General features: G+C 41.5%; 18 protein-coding genes and 1 pseudogene. 6 read left to right on the top strand and 13 right to left on the bottom strand.

Translation table 11 applies throughout. The annotated features are described in order from the left end of the window. The first annotated feature begins 47 nt into the window (after positions 1 to 47). A pseudogene (locus ODU55_RS02410) lies at positions 48 to 700 on the top strand (GNAT family N-acetyltransferase). Positions 701 to 790: 90 nt separating this feature from the next. Here ODU55_RS02410 and ODU55_RS02405 read toward each other — a convergent pair. From ODU55_RS02405 to ODU55_RS02380, 6 genes are all read right to left on the bottom strand, one after another. Beyond that, complete coding sequence (locus tag ODU55_RS02405) at positions 791 to 1,717, bottom strand: transketolase family protein (RefSeq protein WP_398581740.1); 927 nt, start codon at positions 1,715 to 1,717, stop codon at positions 791 to 793. Next, on the bottom strand, positions 1,714 to 2,562 hold the full coding sequence (locus ODU55_RS02400) for a transketolase (RefSeq protein WP_044683669.1): 849 nt from the start codon (positions 2,560 to 2,562) through the stop codon (positions 1,714 to 1,716). Before ODU55_RS02400 ends, ODU55_RS02405 begins: the two co-directional genes overlap by 4 nt. Before the next feature lies 1 nt (position 2,563). Continuing rightward, positions 2,564 to 3,910 carry a PTS ascorbate transporter subunit IIC gene (locus ODU55_RS02395; protein ID WP_014635822.1) on the bottom strand — a complete coding sequence of 449 codons (1,347 nt, stop codon included), beginning with the start codon at positions 3,908 to 3,910 and terminating at the stop codon, positions 2,564 to 2,566. Between the two features lie 53 nt (positions 3,911 to 3,963). Beyond that, positions 3,964 to 4,248 carry a PTS sugar transporter subunit IIB gene (locus tag ODU55_RS02390; protein ID WP_002935998.1) on the bottom strand — a complete coding sequence of 95 codons (285 nt, stop codon included), beginning with the start codon at positions 4,246 to 4,248 and terminating at the stop codon, positions 3,964 to 3,966. 1 nt (position 4,249) lies between these two features. After that, positions 4,250 to 6,292 carry a BglG family transcription antiterminator gene (locus ODU55_RS02385; protein ID WP_398581739.1) on the bottom strand — a complete coding sequence of 681 codons (2,043 nt, stop codon included), beginning with the start codon at positions 6,290 to 6,292 and terminating at the stop codon, positions 4,250 to 4,252. Between the two features lie 423 nt (positions 6,293 to 6,715). Beyond that, on the bottom strand, positions 6,716 to 7,210 hold the full coding sequence (locus tag ODU55_RS02380) for a DUF536 domain-containing protein (RefSeq protein ID WP_012774919.1): 495 nt from the start codon (positions 7,208 to 7,210) through the stop codon (positions 6,716 to 6,718). Between the two features lie 251 nt (positions 7,211 to 7,461). Between ODU55_RS02380 and ODU55_RS02375 the strand changes: the two genes are divergently transcribed. Further along, a complete protein-coding gene (locus ODU55_RS02375) occupies positions 7,462 to 9,060 on the top strand; it encodes an IS1 family transposase (protein ID WP_398581738.1) in 1,599 nt (532 codons plus the stop codon). Here the strand turns inward: ODU55_RS02375 and ODU55_RS02370 are convergent. From ODU55_RS02370 to ODU55_RS02355, 4 genes are all read right to left on the bottom strand, one after another. Further along, on the bottom strand, positions 9,055 to 9,960 hold the full coding sequence (locus tag ODU55_RS02370; protein WP_398581737.1) for a DNA-methyltransferase: 906 nt from the start codon (positions 9,958 to 9,960) through the stop codon (positions 9,055 to 9,057). The two genes, ODU55_RS02375 and ODU55_RS02370, sit on opposite strands and share 6 nt — an antisense overlap. After that, entirely contained in the window at positions 9,938 to 10,858 is a 921-nt protein-coding gene (locus ODU55_RS02365; protein ID WP_398581736.1) for a HindIII family type II restriction endonuclease, read from the bottom strand. Before ODU55_RS02365 ends, ODU55_RS02370 begins: the two co-directional genes overlap by 23 nt. A 17-nt stretch (positions 10,859 to 10,875) precedes the next feature. After that, the gene (locus tag ODU55_RS02360) at positions 10,876 to 11,154 is read right to left on the bottom strand and encodes a hypothetical protein (RefSeq protein ID WP_398581734.1); all 279 of its coding nucleotides are present in this window, start codon (positions 11,152 to 11,154) and stop codon (positions 10,876 to 10,878) included. 303 nt (positions 11,155 to 11,457) lie between these two features. After that, a complete protein-coding gene (locus ODU55_RS02355; protein ID WP_398581733.1) occupies positions 11,458 to 12,858 on the bottom strand; it encodes a glycoside hydrolase family 1 protein in 1,401 nt (466 codons plus the stop codon). Between the two features lie 237 nt (positions 12,859 to 13,095). Between ODU55_RS02355 and ODU55_RS02350 the strand changes: the two genes are divergently transcribed. The 4 genes from ODU55_RS02350 to ODU55_RS02335 all read left to right on the top strand — a co-directional run bounded on the left by ODU55_RS02350 (position 13,096) and on the right by ODU55_RS02335 (position 17,516). After that, the gene (locus ODU55_RS02350) at positions 13,096 to 14,271 is read left to right on the top strand and encodes an NAD(P)/FAD-dependent oxidoreductase (RefSeq protein ID WP_398581732.1); all 1,176 of its coding nucleotides are present in this window, start codon (positions 13,096 to 13,098) and stop codon (positions 14,269 to 14,271) included. A 138-nt stretch (positions 14,272 to 14,409) separates the two neighbouring features. Then, positions 14,410 to 15,102, top strand: a complete 693-nt coding sequence (locus tag ODU55_RS02345; protein WP_398581731.1) for a GNAT family N-acetyltransferase — start codon at positions 14,410 to 14,412, stop codon at positions 15,100 to 15,102. An 80-nt stretch (positions 15,103 to 15,182) separates the two neighbouring features. Next, positions 15,183 to 15,881, top strand: a complete 699-nt coding sequence (locus ODU55_RS02340) for an ATP-binding cassette domain-containing protein (RefSeq protein ID WP_398581730.1) — start codon at positions 15,183 to 15,185, stop codon at positions 15,879 to 15,881. A 9-nt stretch (positions 15,882 to 15,890) separates the two neighbouring features. Beyond that, on the top strand, positions 15,891 to 17,516 hold the full coding sequence (locus ODU55_RS02335; RefSeq protein WP_398581729.1) for a hypothetical protein: 1,626 nt from the start codon (positions 15,891 to 15,893) through the stop codon (positions 17,514 to 17,516). Positions 17,517 to 17,550: 34 nt separating this feature from the next. Here the strand turns inward: ODU55_RS02335 and ODU55_RS02330 are convergent, their stop codons facing one another. From ODU55_RS02330 to ODU55_RS02320, 3 genes are read right to left on the bottom strand one after another with little or no spacing between them, the layout of a single operon-like run. Continuing rightward, positions 17,551 to 18,579: a YeiH family protein gene (locus ODU55_RS02330; protein ID WP_398581728.1), complete on the bottom strand. Its 1,029-nt coding sequence runs from the start codon at positions 18,577 to 18,579 to the stop codon at positions 17,551 to 17,553. A 3-nt stretch (positions 18,580 to 18,582) separates the two neighbouring features. After that, positions 18,583 to 18,906, bottom strand: a complete 324-nt coding sequence (locus tag ODU55_RS02325) for an AzlD domain-containing protein (protein WP_172047170.1) — start codon at positions 18,904 to 18,906, stop codon at positions 18,583 to 18,585. Further along, a complete protein-coding gene (locus ODU55_RS02320) occupies positions 18,893 to 19,594 on the bottom strand; it encodes an AzlC family ABC transporter permease (protein WP_398581727.1) in 702 nt (233 codons plus the stop codon). Before ODU55_RS02320 ends, ODU55_RS02325 begins: the two co-directional genes overlap by 14 nt. Positions 19,595 to 19,671: the final 77 nt, after the last annotated feature.

Here is a 19,671-nt window from a genome sequence, read left to right as displayed (position 1 = left end):
CGAAGCCGACGATAGAACTGGGGTTCATCAAGGCAAGTTGACAACGGATAATTTTAATTTTCGAAGAGTATGAAGATTATTTGTATACACTTTGGAACATTGGCCACCGTCAAGTCGCACCTCGCTGGAAGGAGTTTGCGGCACCCTATTTTGATGACTACCAGGCCTGTGCCACTTTTGAGGATTTTCAAGCATTGGAACTTTACCAGTGGCTTCAAAAAGATTGTGTCAGAGCAATTCTGGTGGATTAGCAGCCTATCGGCTTTGTGAGCTATTATCGTCATTTAGTTTTTCTTTTATTACTTCGTTAACTCGCCTTGCCTAACTCCAGTTATGCCTGCGGCTCGTTGCCTAGTACTAAAAGTAAACTAAAAGACTATACTGGGAGTGCCAGCCAACACGCTGGCTCGAAATCGGGATTGAAATCTATGACGACATGGTCTGGGGCAAAGGATATGGCACAGCTGCTCTCCAACTCTGGATTGATACCATTTTCCAGCAATTTGCAGAATTGGAACACATCGGGCTCACTACCTGGTCTGGCAACAAGGGCATGATGAGAACCGCAGAAAAATTAGGCATGACCAAAGAAGCCCATATCCGCAAGGTTCGATACTGGCAAGGACATTATCATGATTCTATCAAATATGGAATTTTAAGAGAAGAATGGTTAGAGAATAAGAAAAAATCAAGTTCCTAAGTGGAGCTTGATTTCTTACATTTGATTTGCTTTCCTATTTCCAAGCCAAAGTAAATCGAAGGGCTACATAAAATACGAATTACTATCTCACTATTGTTGTAACATTAATTGTGCTTGTTTAACAATATGCTCTGCTGTCAGTCCATAAACATCCATCAAATAGGCCTGTTGACCAACTTGACCAAAAGACTCCTCAATACCAATTCGATGTACTGGGGTCGTTAAATCTGTAGCCATTAGCTCACAAATGCTGCTACCTAGGCCGCCAATTCGATTATGATTTTCTACAGTTAATACTGGTCTTCCTGATAATAGAGCTGGTATGTCTTCATGAATTGGTTTGATACGAAAAAGATCAATGACTTGAACAGATACTCCTTGAGCCTCTAACTGATCCGCCGCCTTTAATGCCTGCTCTACCATAATACCACTCGCAAGCAAGGTCATATCCTCCCCTTGCCTAAGGACACAGTAGCCTTTGCTAAAATCTTCTCCACCTTGATAAATAGCCGTTGGCGCTTTCCGAATGGTGCGAATGTACTTCAACCCCTCTACCTTGATGGTTTCTTTAAGAACAGCTTGAAACTGGACATCGTCACTGACCTCATAAACACGCGCTTTTGGAATGAGCCGCATTAGGCCCAGCTCCTCAAACGGCATGTGAGTCCCACCATTCATCTCCGCTGATACCCCCGCATCGGAACCAATGATCGTGGCATTAAGCTGGGCATAAGCTAGAGAGATAAACACCTGATCATAGACTCTACGACTAGCAAATGGTCCGAAAGTATGAATGTATGGCTTGTATCCTAGAAGAGATAATCCAGCTGCTACCCCTACCATTTCCTGTTCCATGATACCTACATTGACATAGCGTCCACCCAGAACAGAGGACAATTTGTTGGTAGCCATTGAACTGGATAAATCTGCTTCAATAGCTGCTATGGTTGTGTCTTCCTGCCCTACCTGAGCTAGAAAATCACTATAAACCAGTCGCATCTCCTTTGTCTGTCTCATTCCGTTACCTCCAACTCTCTCGCTAAAACAAGTGTTACTTGCTCTAAATCTTCCCGTAATTGACCCGACAAACGCAAATGGTGATTGCTTTCTAATTCTTCTAAGAAGGTAACTCCCTGCCCCTTAGTAGTATCAAGAACGATACATTTTGGTTGAGGAGACTTACTTGACTTCATTGTTAGAATAGCATTTATAATAGCATCTATATCGGCACCATTCACACGCACTGATTCCCAACCAAAAGCCTGAAATTTTTCAACAAAATCAAAGGTTTGGCAAATATCATGGGTACGACCGTCTAGTTGTTTTTTATTGTCATCCACAAACAGAATCAGTTTCGATAGTTCGTGGTGGGCTGCAAACTGAGCCGCTTCCCAGCATTGACCTTCGTTAAGCTCCCCATCCCCTACCAGAGTATAGGTATAGTACGGTGACTGTTCTATCTTCTTACCATAAGCAACACCTGTCGCGACACTCATCCCTTGCCCCAACGAACCTGTTGTCATATCCACCCCTGGCGTTAAGTTTCGGTCAGGGTGTGAAGGCAAATGTGTTCCATTTTGATTTAGCGACAAGAGAAAATCTCTATCAAAGAAGCCTTTCAAATACAACGTACTATAAAGTGCTGGACCTGCATGTCCCTTAGACAGAATAAAGTGATCCCGCTCCTTAGAAGAGAAATTCTGGACACGAATGTCCAGAATTTCTCCATATAGAGCAGCCAACACTTCTACGATTGATAAGCTACCACCATAATGACCAAATCCTAATTGATTCAAAGTCGCCAAGGTATGGTAGCGAATTTCTTTGGCAAATCGTTTCAAATCAGCTGTACCACTAGTCATATTATCCTTCTTTCTGTTCTTTTTTCACCAATGACAATCCAAGCATCAAGGCCAATACTGCAAAAATACCAACAGAAACTGTGAGAATACCGCCATTTTTAGCAAGAATTCCCAAGAAAATACCTGATAGACCAAAATCTGCATCTGAGAATGTTGAACCTGCAAAACCAAGGTCTCCCAAAACTGGGAGCAAGAACACCGGCAAGAAACTGATGAGAACGCCTTGCATAAAAGCACCGCAAACAGCTCCACGAACACCACCTGAGGCATTCCCCATAACACCTGCAGTAGCTCCACAGAAGAAGTGTGGTACGACACCTGGAAGGATAACGACACCACCAGTCAAGGCAAGAATAATCATGCTGACAATACCACCTGCAAAACTAGAGATAAAGCCAATCAACACGGCGTTTGGTGCATAAGGATAAACAACTGGACAGTCTAGGGCTGGTTTGGAATTCGGAACCAACTTCTCTGAAATTCCTTTGAAGGCTGGAACAATTTCCGCCAAAATTAAGCGTACACCAGATAAGATAACAAAAACACCTGCTGCAAAAGTTCCACCTAGGGTCAAGGCATAAATCATACTGTTAGTACCGCCACTAAGGTTTTCCTTAATATAATCACCGCCTGCAAACAAAGCCACAATCATGTAAATCAAGGACATAGAAATGGCAATGCTGACAGTTGAATCACGCAAGAATGCCAAACCTTTAGGGAAATTAATATCCTCAGTAGACTTAGACTTATCACCGACCAAACCGCCTACTACACCACTCAACCAGTAACCAAGTGCGCTGAAGTGACCTAGAGCAACATGATCATTTCCTGTCAATTGAATCATGTATTTTTGAACGAAAGCTGGGGAGAGTGTCATAATCAGACCTAAAGCCAACCCACCCATCACAATTAAGCCGACAGAAGTGAATCCTGCAACACTCATGATAACTGCAATCATACAGGCCATATATAGTGTGTGGTGTCCTGTCAAGAAAATATATTTAAAGCGTGTAAAGCGAGCAATAACAATATTGAAGACCATTCCAAGCAACATAATCAAGGATGTAGCAGTTCCATACTTATCCAAAGCCATCGCTACAATTGCTTCATTATTTGGAACAACCCCTTTCAAGTTGAAAGCTTGTTCAAACATTTGACCAAATGGCTCAAGCGAGCCAACAATAATATTCGCTCCACCACCAACAACAATAAAACCAACAAAAGTTTTCAAGCCCCCCTTAATTAAATCTGCTGCGGGCTTTTTCTGTAAGGCTAAACCTAGAATAGCAATGAGAGCAACCAGAATTGCCGGAGTTTTAGCAATATCAATGAGAAAATCCAATATCATTTTCTGTCTCCTTTATAATTTTATCTTTGCGGGTCATCCCCCGTGTATACGATTTAAACCAAACCTTTTTCTTGACAGATAGCCGTGACAAGTTCCCTCAACTCATTCATATCAATAATACTATTCAATATTCGAACATCTCCTAAATGAGTTGCAGAATCAGCCAGGTCACGTCCGACAATCCACACATCTGCTTCACTCGGATTAGCACCACCTAGATCATAATGCTCCACATGAACATCTGATACACCTAAATCTCGCAAAATGGATTCAATATTCATTTGAACCATAAAGCTAGAGCCTAAACCTGAACCACAGGCTGTTCCAATTCGTAACATATTACTGTTCCTCCTTTAATAAATGTTGTACGTCGGTAAATTCTTTGGCGCCGACAAGTTGTTGAATATTTTCTTCTTCTCGCAAAATTTTTGTCAAATGCGAGAGTGCTCTGAGATGGGTTTGATTATCCACGGCTGCAATACAAATGAACAGCCGAATTTCATGACTAGGGTCATCCAATAGATAAACTGGCTTATCCAATACCAACATTGACATCCCTACCTCATTAACCCCATCTTCTGGTCGTGCATGTGGAATCGCAATTCCTTTACCTAGGTCAATAAATGGACCAAACTCTTCTACCTTCGCTATCATAGCATCAATATATCGAGTTTCTATAGCTCCTTTATCTACCAGAGGTCGTGCAGCCAGGGCAACTGCTTTTTGCCAGTCTAAAACTTCCTCAGACCATTGAAAGGTCTCTTTTGTAATCAATTCTTCTAACATAGGACTCCTTCCCCTTTGCTCATGGGAGCGCTGATTGAGAAACTGCACCAATTCATATTTTAAAGCCTGCTCCTGATGAATGGTTGCATGTTTCCCAACAAGTGATAATAACTGCTCAATCTCAATCGGAAAATAAGCCGCATTTGGGAAATGCTGATTAACCAAATGAAATAATTCTTTTTTATGATTAGAGGTCATCAGCTGGGATACCAAGAAAAATGGTAGCTCTATATTCAGCTTGATAGTTCCAAATACCATGTCATAGTCTGTCATGTCTAGCATCTTCCAATCCTGTAAGGAATGGGTATCGGCAAAATAGATATTAGGAAATAGTTGCCGTAGATTTTCTTTTACAATCAGCGAAGAGCTCACTCCATTTGGGCAAACAACCAAGGCCCGATAACGATATGAACGTTGTTGACCTGCTTCGATGTAGCCACCAAAGTGGATGACAAAATAAGATACCTCACTATCTGGTATAGTAAAACCTAGATGCTCTTCCAAAGGCCGCAAAGCTTTTTTTACAAGATAGAACAAGTCGGCATGCTCTTCTTTGATGGTTTCAGTATATGAATTGACATTTACCAAACGAGATGTTAAACGATAGTAAGCAGGAATTAGGTGACGTTGCAAACCTTCAATCATTTCCGAGCGATGTTCAAAAGCAATTAAGGACAAACGTTCCATCTCTTCCACTATTTCTACAGTCAAGTGGTAAAATAGGTCATCCTTTTCTCCGCTCTCACCTTCTAAGCATCCTTGCAGTAAATGTGACAGATACTCTTGTGTCGCAGCATTTAATTCTAATGTGCTAGTACTTTTTAAACGTAATAATTTCCAAAGGCGTTGCAGAAAATCTTTTACAAACCCTACCTTTCCTTCAAAATTCCAGTTAATAAGGTTGCCAACACGCGCCTGACGGATAAATAAAAATATCAAAAAATACAAATATTCATCCAATCTCTCTTCTAAAGCTGAGACTTTATAATAATTGCAAGCTTGCTGACTCACTATTTTCAATTCTTCAATAGGATTTTCCTCACCCCAAGATTTAAGAATATAATCCAAAGCCCACACACCAATCGAAGACTGCAAACAATTACTGAGTGCATAAAGCGCCAAGCGATGTTTATCTTCTTCTCGACCAATTAGATGATAGCCTTTCGCCCTCGTATATTCCAAACGTACTTGAAAGTCCAAGCAAAGTTCCTTTACATTCTTAATATCCGTCAACGTTGTATTACGGCTCACACTCAATAATTCTTGGTAGTGAACGTTTGATACAAATTCTTTTCGGATAAAGGTATAAAGATAGATAAGAAGCTGTCTTTCTTCTTGCGAAAGATAGATCTGGCGATTGCGAAAGAGCGAGAATACACTTTCTTTTTGATTGTAAAGCTCCGTAGAAATAACAAACTCGCTATCTTTGTATTGTATCTGCGGGAAGGAATGTTCTTGCAACAATTGATTGACTAGTTCCAAATTAGAATGTAGCTGCTCCTTTTCAATTCCTGTTTGAATACTAAGTTCGTACAAACTTTCTTTTCGAGTCGCAAACAATTCCATCAGAATTGCCATGGTACGATTATCAACCATATTTTCCTCCTTGTCTTAATTGTATCCCTTTTCATTTCTGATTTCTAGAGTCTTTGAGCCCAATTAATATAATGAAAAACAAAAATTCAATTGTGCTCACTACTTAAACTAAAAAAGATTGGTGCCCACCAATCTTCTTATATCACATATCATCTTCCATTTTTTAGCGCGGGCTGAAACAGTCTATCCCCAGACTGTACCTCGCTTTCCTATTTCCAAGCTCGGGCTGAAACAGTCTATCCCCAGACTGTACCTCGCTTTCCTATTTCCAGACTCGGGCTGAAACAGTCTATCCCCAGACTGTTTCACTCCCCCAGACCTTTATTCGCTCTCTTGTTTCCAAGCTCATGATAAAAAGGTCCCCCGGACCTTTATTCGCTCTCTTGTTTTCAAGCTCATGATAAAAAGGTCCCCCGGACCTTTTTATTTCCCAAACAAACGTGCAAAGAAGCCTTTAGCTTGCACTTCTTCTGCCTGTGCTTTAACTTCGTCCAATTCCAACTTGAGAACTTCCTTATCAGCCATAGCTTTTAGTGTCAATTGCTGTTGCTGATCCAACTGTTTATCCTTCTCAGCAATCTGCACATCTTTGACCTTGAGTTGTTCATCTTTTTCGGCAAGTTGCTTATCTTTGGCTTTTAATTGACTATATAAGCGGATGATTTCAGCATTTTTCTCGTCAACTAAAATTTCCATCAATTCACGATGCTTGACTTCATCGCTAATCGGCTCATCTTCAAAAATGGTTGTTTTGTAGATTTCCTCCAACTTAATCAAGCCAGCACGGTTTACAACGGTCACACCCTTGTCATTTTTATCTACAAATTCTTCAGGAAGTGATTTGACACGATTATTCATAGCCTGCCGGCTCACTCCTAAAATTTCAGCTAACTCACTGACTGTTTTTTCGATTCCCATAATATCCTCGGTACTTACATTTCTCATAGTTTGTATCATTAAAATATTACCACAGAACCCTATCCCTGTCAAATCTAGGGGAATTTTCTTATATTATCCAATAATCGTGTGATAGTTATAAATACCTTCATTTCAAATTTACTCACTAGCATTTTTTCAAAATATATCTATTTCTTGTTGTGAAACCACTTCTTTTTATGGTACAATTATGGTGTAGATAATTAAACTATAAAGAGTTGAGAGGGAAGCAAATGGCTAAAAAACAACTCAGTTTAGAAGATGTCTTGAATTATGTGGAAACACTACCTTATACACAATTTAAAAACGTGGTGGAACACTATTTTCAAAAGCAAAGCAGTGATTTCTCCAACACACTCAATCAGCTTGTTGTATCTAATTTTGAGCAACGCTTAGAGAAATTAGAAGTTAATACAACTTGTCCTTCTTGTACCTCTGATTCTGTGGTCAAAAATGGAAAACGGCATAACATTCAACGGTTCAAATGCAAGGACTGCCATAAGCGGTTCAATCGCTTTACTGACACTATTTTGGAGAAGACACGTTGGCATTGGGATATTTGGGTTAAAGTGTTAGAAATGGTGATAAACCGCTATCCTATTCACGATATGATGAATGTCTTGATAAATGATTATGGCTGCGCTGGCATTGATTATAAAACTGTGTGGTTTTGGAGAATGAAATTAATTCATGCTCTGGCTGAGATGCCAATGCCTCAATTAACAGGGGTTGTCCAAGTAGATGAGACTTTTATTAGAGAAAGTCAAAAAGGAAGTCGGCAGTTAGTTTCCACTATCAGTAAGAACGCCTATAGGAAACCACGTTATGGCAGGCAACCTTCCCAGTATGGCGTGATGGGTTCAGAATTCGCCACTGTCATCACAGCTGTTGATAGTAGAGGATATTGTGTTTGTAAAGTAGCGAGTTTAGGCAAGGTATCACCTGAACTTTTCTTTGATTTGTTTGACGAACACTTTGATAATATTTCTTATCTCTGTAGTGATGCAAATAGTATTTATGAGGACTATTGCAAATTGAGAAATACACCTCACTATGTTCGTCCTTCTAACTATATTAAAGTGATTGGAGATCATGGCTATGTGATGCAGGCGACAGAAGAATTTGAAAAGAAAGCAAATAAGAAAGTGTTAGAACATCTCTACTATGAAGGGATTAGTGATCGTATTACCAATCGGGGAGAAGTGTTATTTGATACCTTCACCGAATTGAAATACCAGAATGGCTTATCTCTTGGTCGTGTCAATGAATTGCATAAAGAGATTAAACAGTATATCTATCGTAATATGACTAATGTATCCACTAAGTATCTACAAGACTACATTGGTTTCTTCACCTATATTCGCAATTGGAGAACTAAACATAGACATTATCCCACTTCTCAAAAAGATGCAGAAGCTATCTTTATTGAGATTTTAAAGACAAAGAAAAACCTTACTTCAACCGAAGTAAGGCAAAAAACATTAGTATTACCAAAACCAAGTTCCCGTTACATGGAAGTTTTGAAAGAAGAAACTGAGAAAGCAAGAGATGCAATTGACAACCCATATTTCAAATTTAACGAGGAAGATGGTATCCTTTCCTTTAATAAACGTGAATACCTCCTAGTTCTTCCTAAAACAAGACTATATGCCATTGCCAAAGAGTGTCATATCCCCCGATATAGAAAACTAGCGAGATGGTCTCTAGTCTCTATGATTTTGAAACAGAAGAATATTCAGGATATTCTCTACCAAGAACTGGCTGAGGAAAGAGTTTCATTAATTGATGAGGAGGATTTACAAGTGTTGGAGTGGAGAAATAGAACCTTATAATATCAGATGCTTTAATCTATTGATTCCAATTTTATAAATATCAGAATCTTTTTCATATCCAATATATTTTCGGTTTAATTGTTTGGCAGCTATTAGTGTCGTAGCGCTTCCCGCAAATGGGTCTAAAACAACCTGTTCTTCAACTGTCACCAATTCAATTAATAATTTCATTAAATTTAGCGGTTTTTGCGTAGCGTGATATCCCCTATCCTCTGCAAAGACATCAACTTTAATTATATTTGATTGATTCAAGCTATCTTTATTCTTGTTCCACTTAATTAAAGCGTTCTCATTCCAAGCGCCAACTCCAGTCTCTAAAACATTGCTAGCCAACGTTCCTCCCGTTTTATATGGCTTTTGAAACCATAATATGGGTTCAAATACAGGCCTTAAATTCGCAACTCGCCAACCGCTCCATTTTTCTTTATTAGCTGTATCTCCTCGTCTCTCGTATATTTTAGACAATCTTTGAGCTCTATGTGGAGCTTTATCACGCTCCCAACTAAGCATATCTTTAAAAGTAAAACCTGCATCTTCAAATGCTACAATCACTCTATGTGAAAGTTGTCTTCCCGCAAATACAAATACACTGCCCCCAGGTTTAATAACCCTTTTCCATTCACTAGCCCAGCTTGAAACCCAGTTCTGATACTCTATTGGTCGAAGTTTATCAGCTTCTGACCAACCATTCAATGGTTTTCCTCTGCGCTTGAAGAGTCTATTCTTTGATTGAGCAACAGATGCCCCTCCAAGAGCCTTATTATTGTTTGAGTGTAGCACATCCCAATCATCATAGTCAATTCCATAAGGAATATCTGAGATAATAGCATGAACAGAATTAGTAGGTATTTGTTTTAGGCCAACAATTGAATCATCATTATAAAAACAATCTACCTTCATTACTAAGTCCTTTAACAAATTTATTAATCGTATTCAATTTTGCAGAAATATTTATTTCTTTTAACAATGCTTCTATAGCTTCCTCTCGTGAATAAGTTTTTATTTTCTTGACTTGACTTTCCCAATATTCAATTTCTGAAATTGAACGTTCTTTTATTTTTGAAATTTCAGCCTGAAGTAATTCTTGAAGTTGTTCTTTTTCAAGTTTAAACAAATCCATGAAATAAAGGTTAAAATCAGCCATAAAGTTTTTATTTGAATCTTCAACTGTAGTTCTTTTTCTATGCTTCAATGGAAAATTCCATAATTGTTCTAAGGAAAGAGAATTACTCTCTGATAATTCTAATTGCAACATTATTGACAAATGTTCCCAGCTAAAGAGCAAAACATTTTCATCTAGCGACTGTTTGTATATTTGACTAGTATCACTTGGGTATTGAAAAAAAGGCGCAGTTAAAACAGCATAATCCTTGTCTTCTCTCCATTCGCTGAGCGCCTTAACTTTAAAATCTTTTTGATTTTTAGCTGTTCTACTTAATCTGAAGGATTTTGCATCGGCGATAATACCGTAATTAAATTCAATTGACAAAGCTATCACGTCACCTGCATTGCCACGTTGCTCAAGTGGCTTTGCATTTAAGTTAAGTAAACGAAAAGATTTAGCTAAAATAATGTCTCCAGCCTTAGAAAATAATTTTTCTTGAGAAGAACTTGCTTTTATGGCTTCTGGTAGAATTCCAATAGAACGAACTAATTCTATTACCCCATCTTTATCTTGTTCGTCAACAAACTTTTCTAATAACATACTAGCATGTTTAAAATCTACTTTTGATTCCGAAATATCTTTTATTAATTTAATCAAATTATTTATTACAGATGCATTTTCCACATTTGACATTCTAATTCTCCACAATATTATACATTTTTCTTCTGAATTAGGCACAATACCTTATGTCCTTTTTCAGTAATTTCATATTTTCCACGTTTATTTTGATAAGGGCAGACAAAGCCGCCTTCAATCAAGTCACGCAGAAGTCTATTCGTTTTTAGTTTTGACATTTTGTTAATGTCTGCAATCTCTTGTTGAGAAAGCGGTATGTAATAAATGCCTTTTACTTCAATTTGATTTTCTTTCAATGATTTAAGCAATTTGAAAGTGTCGTTAGCAAAAGGCTCAAGAGTAAATTCAACCATAGTGAACCTCCTAATGTACCTATTATACCACAATTACCTTTCTAGTTAACAGTGCAATTCTTAACACCGTTATTTTTTTAACTCTCATTCTCAATGAGAAAATAAGAAAAAACAGCCATTTTTAGCAAAATCTGCTATCAGTGGCTGTTTTATTGTTGAAATGTGGAGGTGTTCGCTGATTTAGTTTTTATCCCTCTCTAACTGGATAATATAAGAATTTTCTTACCAAGCATTAGTGGATAATCACAAACCTCAAAAGCATCCTATCTCAATGCAATGTTATGTAGAAACGAAATATACATTCTATCTAATAAAACCATTTTTAGCACTCACTTGCTTGAACCAATATCCAGATTTTTTAACGGTACGCTTCTGAGTTTGGAGGTCAAGCGAGACCAAACCGTATCGGTTTTTATAGGCATTTAACCAAGACCAGCAGTCAATAAATGTCCAGACCATATAGCCCTTACAGTTCGCCCCTTCATCAATACCTCGATGGAGCTGAATCAAATGGTCTTCCATGAAGTTAATCCGATAGTCATCCTGAATCATGCCATTTTCTTCAAAAACATCCTCCCCTTCAACTCCCATGCCGTTTTCAGTTACCAACCATTCGATATTCCCATAGTTTTCCTGGATATTTTTGGCAATGTCGTACAGCCCTTCTTCATAAATTTCCCAGCCTCTATGGGGATTGATTTTCTTGTCAGGCTTATCATAAGGCTGGAAATATTGGGATAGGAAAGTGGCTTCTTCGTTCCATCCATCTTCTGAAGGAGCCTGCACGCGCGGGGGCTGGTAGTAATTTACCCCCAGGAAGTCAACCCTATTTTCTTTGATAATAGTCAATTCCTCCTCTGTGGTTTCTGGACATAAACCGTGTTTTTCAAGAATGTCAACCAGTTCCCTCGGGTATTGTCCCAAAACAGATGGATCCAAAAAGCTTCTCGTTTGAAATAGCTCAGCAATCCGCGCTGCCTGTAAATCTTCTGGACTCTGACTTCTTGGATAGGCAGGAGTAAGATTAAGAACAATGGAAATTTTGTGGTCTGGGTGTAGTTGGTGACAGGCCCGAACAGCCAAAGAACTAGCTAGTTGAGTATGATACGCTACGACCACAGCTGCCTTTGCATCCACCTTGCAAGGATAATGATAGCTTCCTAGATAGCCACATTCTACTGGAACAATGGGTTCATTAAAGGTAATCCAATGATCCACCAGATCTCCAAAGAGACTGAAACACTGGCGAGCATAAGCCTCATAGGCCCAGACAATCTCCTTATTTTCCCAGCCCCTTTTTTCCTGTAAGACATAGGGTAAATCGAAATGATAGAGATTGACCAAAAGCTTTATCCCACGCTCTCGAATACCTGCAAATACAGCCCTATAAAACTCCACAGCTTGCGGATTGACCTCGCCTATCCCTTTCGGAATCAAACGTGACCACTGTATAGAGGTGCGAAAAATACTATGACCTGTTTCCACCAACAAATCCAAATCTGACTGGAAATGTTCATAAAAAGTTGATGTTTGTTCCGGTCCTATTTGCTGGTGAAAGAGCTCCGGTTCCTGACTGTACCAGTAATCCCAGTTATTCCACCCCTTTCCATCACCAGCTACGCTTCCTTCACTTTGAGGCCCTGAAGTGGAGGAGCCCCACAAAAAACCTGCTGGAAAACGATACTCTCTTTGCTCAGTTACCATTCTTCTACCTACTTTCTTTCATGCTACAGACGGAATTGTTAGAACCTGAATTCACAATGCAGCTTCCACAAAAATACTTTGCTTGTACATACAGGCTCTTGATAAAAACTAATTTCCCTTAGTCTAAGTATACTCCCCTATCCCGTCAATGGTCTTCCGCAATTTCAAGGAAAAACTCCACAAATCATAGCAAAGACTCAAACTACTTTCTTGATGAAAATATGATACAATAAAGGCATGAACACAGTAGATACCATTATTATCGGAGCGGGGCCTGCTGGCATGATGGCCGCGATTTCTTCTAGCTTTTACGGCAAGAAAACCCTGCTCCTCGAAAAAAACAAGCGTTTGGGCAAGAAACTGTCTGGCACAGGTGGCGGACGTTGCAATGTGACCAACAACGGCACTTTGGAAGACCTACTGGCTGGCATTCCTGGAAATGGCCGCTTTCTATACAGCGTCTTTTCTCAGTTTGACAACCACGACATCATGAATTTCTTTCAGGAAAATGGGGTCAAGCTCAAGGTGGAGGACCACGGCCGTGTCTTTCCGACCACCGACCGTTCCCAGACCATTATCAAGTGCCTGGAGATGAAGATGCTGGAAAATGGCGTGGACATCCGCACAGGGACTGAGGTGGTGTCCGTACGCAAGATTGATGACCTCTTTCATGTCAAGACCAGCGAGGAAACTTTTACGGCTCCCCAGCTGATTGTCACCACTGGCGGCAAGACCTATCCTTCCACTGGCTCGACTGGCTTTGGCCACGATATTGCCCGCCACTTCAAGCTGGAAGTCACGGAGATTGAGGCCGCTGAAAGCCCCGTTCTGACCGACTTCCCCCACAAGAAGCTGCAAGGCATTTCCCTGGACGACGTCACTCTGACCTACGGTAAACACGTCATCACCCACGACCTGCTCTTCACCCACTTTGGCCTGTCGGGACCCGCTGCCCTTCGGCTGTCTAGTTTTGTCAAAGGCGGCGAAACCGCATTTCTCGATGCTCTGCCGACCCATTCTGAACAGGACTTGTTTGAACATTTAGAAGCCAACAGGGAAAAATCCGTCAAGAATGCCCTCAGAGAACTCATGCCAGACCGCCTAGCAGACTTTTTCGCTGAGAATTATGACCGTAAGGTCAAACAAGTTTCCCAAAAAGACCTGACTGAACTGGTCACCCTCCTCAAAGCCTTACCTATCAAGATTACAGGCAAGATGTCTCTGGCCAAATCCTTTGTAACCAAGGGTGGCGTTGACCTCAAGGAAATCAATCCAAAAACCTTGGAAAGTAAGAAAATTCCTGGCCTTCACTTTGCAGGAGAGGTCTTGGACATCAATGCCCACACCGGTGGCTTTAACATTACCTACTGTTTGGCAACTGGCTGGGTGGCAGGGAGTTCCTACTCTTCGTAAATCCAACTCAGACGTTGTTGACTTGATTTGATGAACTTCAGTTCTATCTACATCTTCGTCGCCTAGTCTGAGTTCGATTTCCTTTGAGTAGTACACTATTCAAAATCACCCTTAAAGCTCAACCTAAAAGGAGAGGATATGCCTATTAATTCATTTAATCAAGAAATCGGCGTACCAATACCCCATCATCAAGCTGGTAGTCTCCCTACTATTGATGTGCTCCAAGGAAAAACCGTTCGCTTGGAAAAACTCAGACCAGAACACGCCAATGCAATATATCAATTCTATGGTCCTACTGCCAATCAAGCTGATTGGACCTATTTATCTATTGTTCCCTTTAAAGACTATCCAAGTTTTCAAACATATTTCCAACACATGTTGGACTCAGCCGATCCTTATTATCTTGCTATCATTGACCAATCTACCAATCAGGCTATTGGAACTTTTGCACTGATGCGCATAGATCCTAAAAATCGCGTCATTGAAGTGGGATGGGTCCTCTTTTCTCCAAAACTCCAAAAAACACGCCAAGCAACAGAGGCTCACTACTTGCTTATGTCCTATGTTTTTGAAAACCTAGGCTATCGCAGATATGAATGGAAGTGTGATCATTTAAATGGTCCATCGCGCCGAGCAGCACTACGATTGGGCTTTACCTATGAAGGCACATTTCGACAAGCATTGGTCTATAAGGAAAGAAATCGTGATACAGATTGGTTTTCTATATTAGACAAAGAATGGGACTCCCGTAAACAGCGACTAGAAAGCTGGTTAGAGGATGCCAACTTTGACAAGAACGGCAAACAAAAACATTCCCTATCTTCTCTATAAATTCAAGCAAATTTTGCTTGAATTTTTTTGTTTATTGTTGTATGATAAAGTCATAACAATATAACAAGAGGAGGTTCGCTATGCAACTGAAACTTTCTTCTATTTCTAAAAAATTTGATCACAAGATTATTCTGGAGGATGCCAGTTTTCAATTTGAACAAGGCAAGATTTACGGCTTGCTGGGACGGAACGGGGCTGGTAAGACAACCTTGTTTAACTGCATTGCCCGTAATATGACCCTAGACAGTGGCAGTATCCAGTTTGTAGAGGGCGAGGAAGCTCTGGACTACGACAACACGGACATCGGTTTTACCCAGACCTATCCGCAACTACCTGCCTTTATGACGGCTTACGAGTTTGTCCGTTTCTATATGGATATCCACAAGGATAAGCTCAAATCTCCTCGCAGTCCAGAAGAATGGCTGAACTTAGTCGGTATCGGAGAAGAAGACCAGCACCGTCTACTCAAGGACTTTTCCCACGGTATGCAGAACAAGGTCCAGTTACTCCTGTCTTTGATTGTTCAACCTCCTGTCCTGCTCTTGGATGAGCCACTGACTTCCTTTGACCCAGTGGCTGCCCACGAGTTTAAACAGCTGATTCGGGAGGCTAAGAAGGATTCCGTCATTATCTTTTCAACCCATATTCTACAACTGGCTCAGGATCTCTGTGACGAGATTGTTTTGCTGCATCACCAAGAATTACAGGCTGTTCCGAGTGACAAGCTCCACGATCCTGATTTTGAACAGGAAGTGGTTGCCCTTTTGACCGCAGACTAGGAGGGACTTATGAAAACCATTCTACGTTATTTTTGGTATCAGGAAAAATACAATCTCTATCGGACCGTCAACGGATTTTTCTACTACCTGCGAAAACTGCCGCTTGTGGGCCAGAGCATTCCAGAGAGTATTTTCAAGTCTTATAGCTTTAAGTCTAGTCTCTTTTTGATCCTGCACGTCCTCTCCATTCCCAGTCGCTTTCTTGTCAAGGGTTTGTGGCTGGCCTTGAATTTCTACTTTGCTTCCTTTTGGATGAATATCTTAGCCAGTGAGGAATTGACCTTTTGGAATATTCTTCCAGGGACCTGGCTCCTTGGCTTTTCTCTATGGCTGATCTTTGTTGGCTACACCTATCGGCTTGGCAAGGGATTTGAGCCTTTTATCGCCAAGTCCGAACGGGAATTCATGCAAAATTTTGGACTTTCCCAATCTAGTTTTCTCCAAAGTCAACTATTTGTAGAACCCATTATCACCAGTCTGTCCTACCTGCCTGCCCTGCTGATTTTTTCTAGCCTATCAGGAAATTGGCTCTATCTGCCTCTAGGATTACTGACCATTCCAGCAGGAAGTTTTACCGGACAGGCTCTCAATCGTTGTTTTTTTAATCGACGGATTCTATCCCGCCGTAATTCTTGGCAATCCTGGGTTATCTTGGGTACTGGTCTAGCAACTATTGCCAGTCTTATCCTCTTCCGCAATCATCTGTCACCCATCTTTTTACTGCCTGTGCTTGTCTGTCAGGTCTTGCTGATTTGGTTTGGCTACGGTTATTTGAAGCAACAGACCAATCATCTGGACTATCTCTATTATTGCATGGACCAGTCCTTGCAGATGGATAAGAAGATTTTTGAGCTGACCAAAGGGAACGAGTACACCCGACAAGGTTTACAGATGCAGGCGAAACTGAGTATGGAAACAGGAAAGGACCTGACTCATCTGTCAGGCATGACCTACCTAAACGCTCTGCTATTTGACCGCTATCGTTCTGTCCTTGCGAAAAAACTGCATTTTCGATTGGGTTGTCTTTTAGCTATTGTCCTTTTTATTGAAGGAATTCGTTGGTTTTCAAAAGAGGATATAGAGATAAGCAATGCCAACTACATCGAGGGACTACCTTTTGCTTTCATGGTCATGTATGCCGCCTCCATGGGAAAAGCAGTCGCACAGATGGTCTTTGTTAATTGCGATATTTCCATGCTCCACTATCCATTTTACCGCGAAGCAAAGACCATTATTGCAGGCTTTCATTATCGTTTTCTGCAAACTGTAAAATTAAATGCTGCCTTCTCTGGTTCTCTATTATTGGCCCTCATCATCTTTACCAGAGCGCAACTCCCTATTGAAACCTATCTCCTAACTGCTCTGCTCCTGCTGAGTCTAACAGCCCTATTTTCCTTCCACGACCTCTTTATCTACTATATTCTCCAACCCTTTACCAAGGATATGGAGGTTGTCAACCCAGTCTATAAATTTCTCAGCGGTGCCCTCTACTGGGTAGCCTACCTCAACACCCAGCTGGACCTAGGCAGTCACTTGTATATCCTACTCATTTCCCTGGCTATGATTGCCTATGTCAGCATCGGTTACTGGATTTTATTGAAAAAAGCCCCGCAGACTTTCCGTTTGAAATCATAAAAACAGCCTCTCGCAAGAGAAGGCTGTTTTACTGTTACCATATACCCAAAATCGCCTGCCCAACCAGTGTCAACACAGTCACGCCCAGCCAGCAAACTAGTCCGACAAAAAGAGCAGCTCTGCCATTTTTCACCAAAGAAAAGACATCTGTTCGCAAACCAATGGCCGCCATGGCCATACAAATGAGAAATTTGGACAGGGTTTTGAGTGGGGCAAACAAGTCCATCCCCAGTCCAAAGCGACCCGCGATTGTAGTCACCAGACTGGCCAAGATAAAATAGAGGATAAAGGTCGGAAAACCTGCCAAGAGGGACTTCTTGTCTGCCTGAACTCCCTTTCCTCGACTCCGCCAAATCGCCAAGACCGTTGTAATCGGGATAATAGCCAGAGTCCGCGTCAGCTTGACCGTCACTGCCGTGTCCAAGGTCTGACTGCCCAGTCCGTAAAGGCTATCCCAAGTAGCTGCTGTCGCGGTTACCGACGAGGTGTCATTGACCGCCGTTCCGGCGAACATCCCAAAGGCCTGACCCGAATCGGTCGAAAAACCAAGCCAAGTTGCCAAAGTCGGAAAAATCAAGGCCGCTAAGACATTAAAGAGAAAGATGACCGAGATAGCCTGTGCCACATCCTCATCATCCGCCTGGATAACAGGAGCCGTCGCCGCAATGGCAGACCCTCCACAGATAGAGGTCCCTACGCCAATTAAGGTTGCCAGATGAGATGAAATGGGCAAGATTTTCCACATCAGAACCGCCAAAAACAAGGCAAAACTGATGGTTGACAGAATAATCGGTAGAGATTGGCGCCCAACTGCCAAGACCGCAGATAAGTTTAATCCAAATCCCAAACAAATGACCGCATACTGCAAGACCTTCTTAGAAGTAAAGGTCAAGCCTGATTGAAATGTATTTTTCCTTGAAATGTAAGAATGCAGGCTCATTCCGATTAGAAGGGCAAAAACAGGCCCACCCACCAGTGGAAACAAGCCGCCTAACCACTGTCCCACCAAAGCCAAGACTAGACAAAGTACCACACCTCTGGCATTTTTCTTAACCATAGCCACCTCCTAGAAAAGCAAGCGGAGAGCAGCTGTCGTCAAGACACCAACCACTACTGCGAGGAGGATATTTTTGGTCCTCAGGACCACCAAAAAGGTCGGAATGAGGGCCAGACTTTCGACAGGGAGAAGGCTGGGAAGGGAGCCTACCTCTTCGTCCATGATGCTAGAGAGGGTCAGGGCAAAGATAATGGTGATGGGCAGAAAGCTGAGAAATTTCACCAACTTTGGAGGCAGGGATTTGTTCTGCGTCAAGACAAAAGGCAGGACGCGTGGCACCCAGGTCACCAGAGCCGCCGCCAGAATAATCAATAGAACACTAGTTTTTATCATCAATCATCACCCCCACAAAACAGCCCAAGAGCGTTGCCAGAAGCACCGCAACATAGGACGACACTAGCACAGACAGACCGACATAGGCCAGACCCACCGCCAGCAAAATCAAGCCGATTTTTTTCAACGGAATGGTCCGAGCCATGGCCTCCAACTGACCTGAGAAAATGCCGACAAACATAGCCACCAGGGCAAAATCCAAGCCAAACTGCTCTGGATTTGGAATCAGCCCTCCAATCACATTACCCAAAATGGTAAAGGTTACCCAAGAAGCGTAGCTCGCAAAGTTATTGCCGTACATCCAGCTAGGGGCAATCTGCTTTTCCTCAATGTGCTTACGGAGCAGCACCGCATAGGACTCATCCGTCACAAAAGAACCAATCAGGATATTAGACCCCAGACTGTTGCCCTGAAAAATGGTCGTCGTGTGCAGGCACATGAGGAAATTCCGCAGGTTGACAAAGAAAACCGTCACCGCTATGGACACCAAGGGAGCCCCTGCCAAAATCATGGCACACATGACAAATTGGGCACTCCCTGCATAGACCAAGAGGCTCATCAAAGCCATTTCCACTGCGGAAATTCCTGAATTGACCGAAACGACACCGCAGGCCAAACCGATACTGGCATAGCCCAGAGCTGTTGGGATAGCATCCCGCAGACCCTCTAGAAAATCCTGTTCTTTCATAGAAACCTCCTAAGACACTTACTGTGCAAATATGTATTTTTCTATTCTCTCATAATGACCACTGATTTTCAACCATT

Source organism: Streptococcus sp. 2022WUSS037, from assembly GCF_044427225.1.
Classification (GTDB): domain Bacteria; phylum Bacillota; class Bacilli; order Lactobacillales; family Streptococcaceae; genus Streptococcus.
The sequence above is the reverse complement of the archived record's forward strand: the minus strand, read 5'-3'. Positions and strand labels throughout refer to the sequence as shown.

Bases quoted from the DNA above. Each gene is read 5' to 3' on its own strand.
- ODU55_RS02365 (WP_398581736.1), bottom strand. From the start codon at position 10,858: ATGTCAAATGTGGAAAATGCATCTGTAATAAATAATTTGATTAAATTA.
- ODU55_RS02345 (WP_398581731.1), top strand. From the start codon at position 14,410: ATGCCTATTAATTCATTTAATCAAGAAATCGGCGTACCAATACCCCAT.
- ODU55_RS02375 (WP_398581738.1), top strand. From the start codon at position 7,462: ATGGCTAAAAAACAACTCAGTTTAGAAGATGTCTTGAATTATGTGGAA.
- ODU55_RS02320 (WP_398581727.1), bottom strand. From the start codon at position 19,594: ATGAAAGAACAGGATTTTCTAGAGGGTCTGCGGGATGCTATCCCAACA.
- ODU55_RS02340 (WP_398581730.1), top strand. From the start codon at position 15,183: ATGCAACTGAAACTTTCTTCTATTTCTAAAAAATTTGATCACAAGATT.
- ODU55_RS02360 (WP_398581734.1), bottom strand. From the start codon at position 11,154: ATGGTTGAATTTACTCTTGAGCCTTTTGCTAACGACACTTTCAAATTG.
- ODU55_RS02400 (WP_044683669.1), bottom strand. From the start codon at position 2,562: ATGACTAGTGGTACAGCTGATTTGAAACGATTTGCCAAAGAAATTCGC.
- ODU55_RS02335 (WP_398581729.1), top strand. From the start codon at position 15,891: ATGAAAACCATTCTACGTTATTTTTGGTATCAGGAAAAATACAATCTC.
- ODU55_RS02370 (WP_398581737.1), bottom strand. From the start codon at position 9,960: ATGAAGGTAGATTGTTTTTATAATGATGATTCAATTGTTGGCCTAAAA.
- ODU55_RS02350 (WP_398581732.1), top strand. From the start codon at position 13,096: ATGAACACAGTAGATACCATTATTATCGGAGCGGGGCCTGCTGGCATG.
- ODU55_RS02395 (WP_014635822.1), bottom strand. From the start codon at position 3,910: ATGATATTGGATTTTCTCATTGATATTGCTAAAACTCCGGCAATTCTG.
- ODU55_RS02325 (WP_172047170.1), bottom strand. From the start codon at position 18,906: ATGATAAAAACTAGTGTTCTATTGATTATTCTGGCGGCGGCTCTGGTG.
- ODU55_RS02385 (WP_398581739.1), bottom strand. From the start codon at position 6,292: ATGGTTGATAATCGTACCATGGCAATTCTGATGGAATTGTTTGCGACT.
- ODU55_RS02405 (WP_398581740.1), bottom strand. From the start codon at position 1,717: ATGAGACAGACAAAGGAGATGCGACTGGTTTATAGTGATTTTCTAGCT.
- ODU55_RS02355 (WP_398581733.1), bottom strand. From the start codon at position 12,858: ATGGTAACTGAGCAAAGAGAGTATCGTTTTCCAGCAGGTTTTTTGTGG.
- ODU55_RS02380 (WP_012774919.1), bottom strand. From the start codon at position 7,210: ATGGGAATCGAAAAAACAGTCAGTGAGTTAGCTGAAATTTTAGGAGTG.
- ODU55_RS02390 (WP_002935998.1), bottom strand. From the start codon at position 4,248: ATGTTACGAATTGGAACAGCCTGTGGTTCAGGTTTAGGCTCTAGCTTT.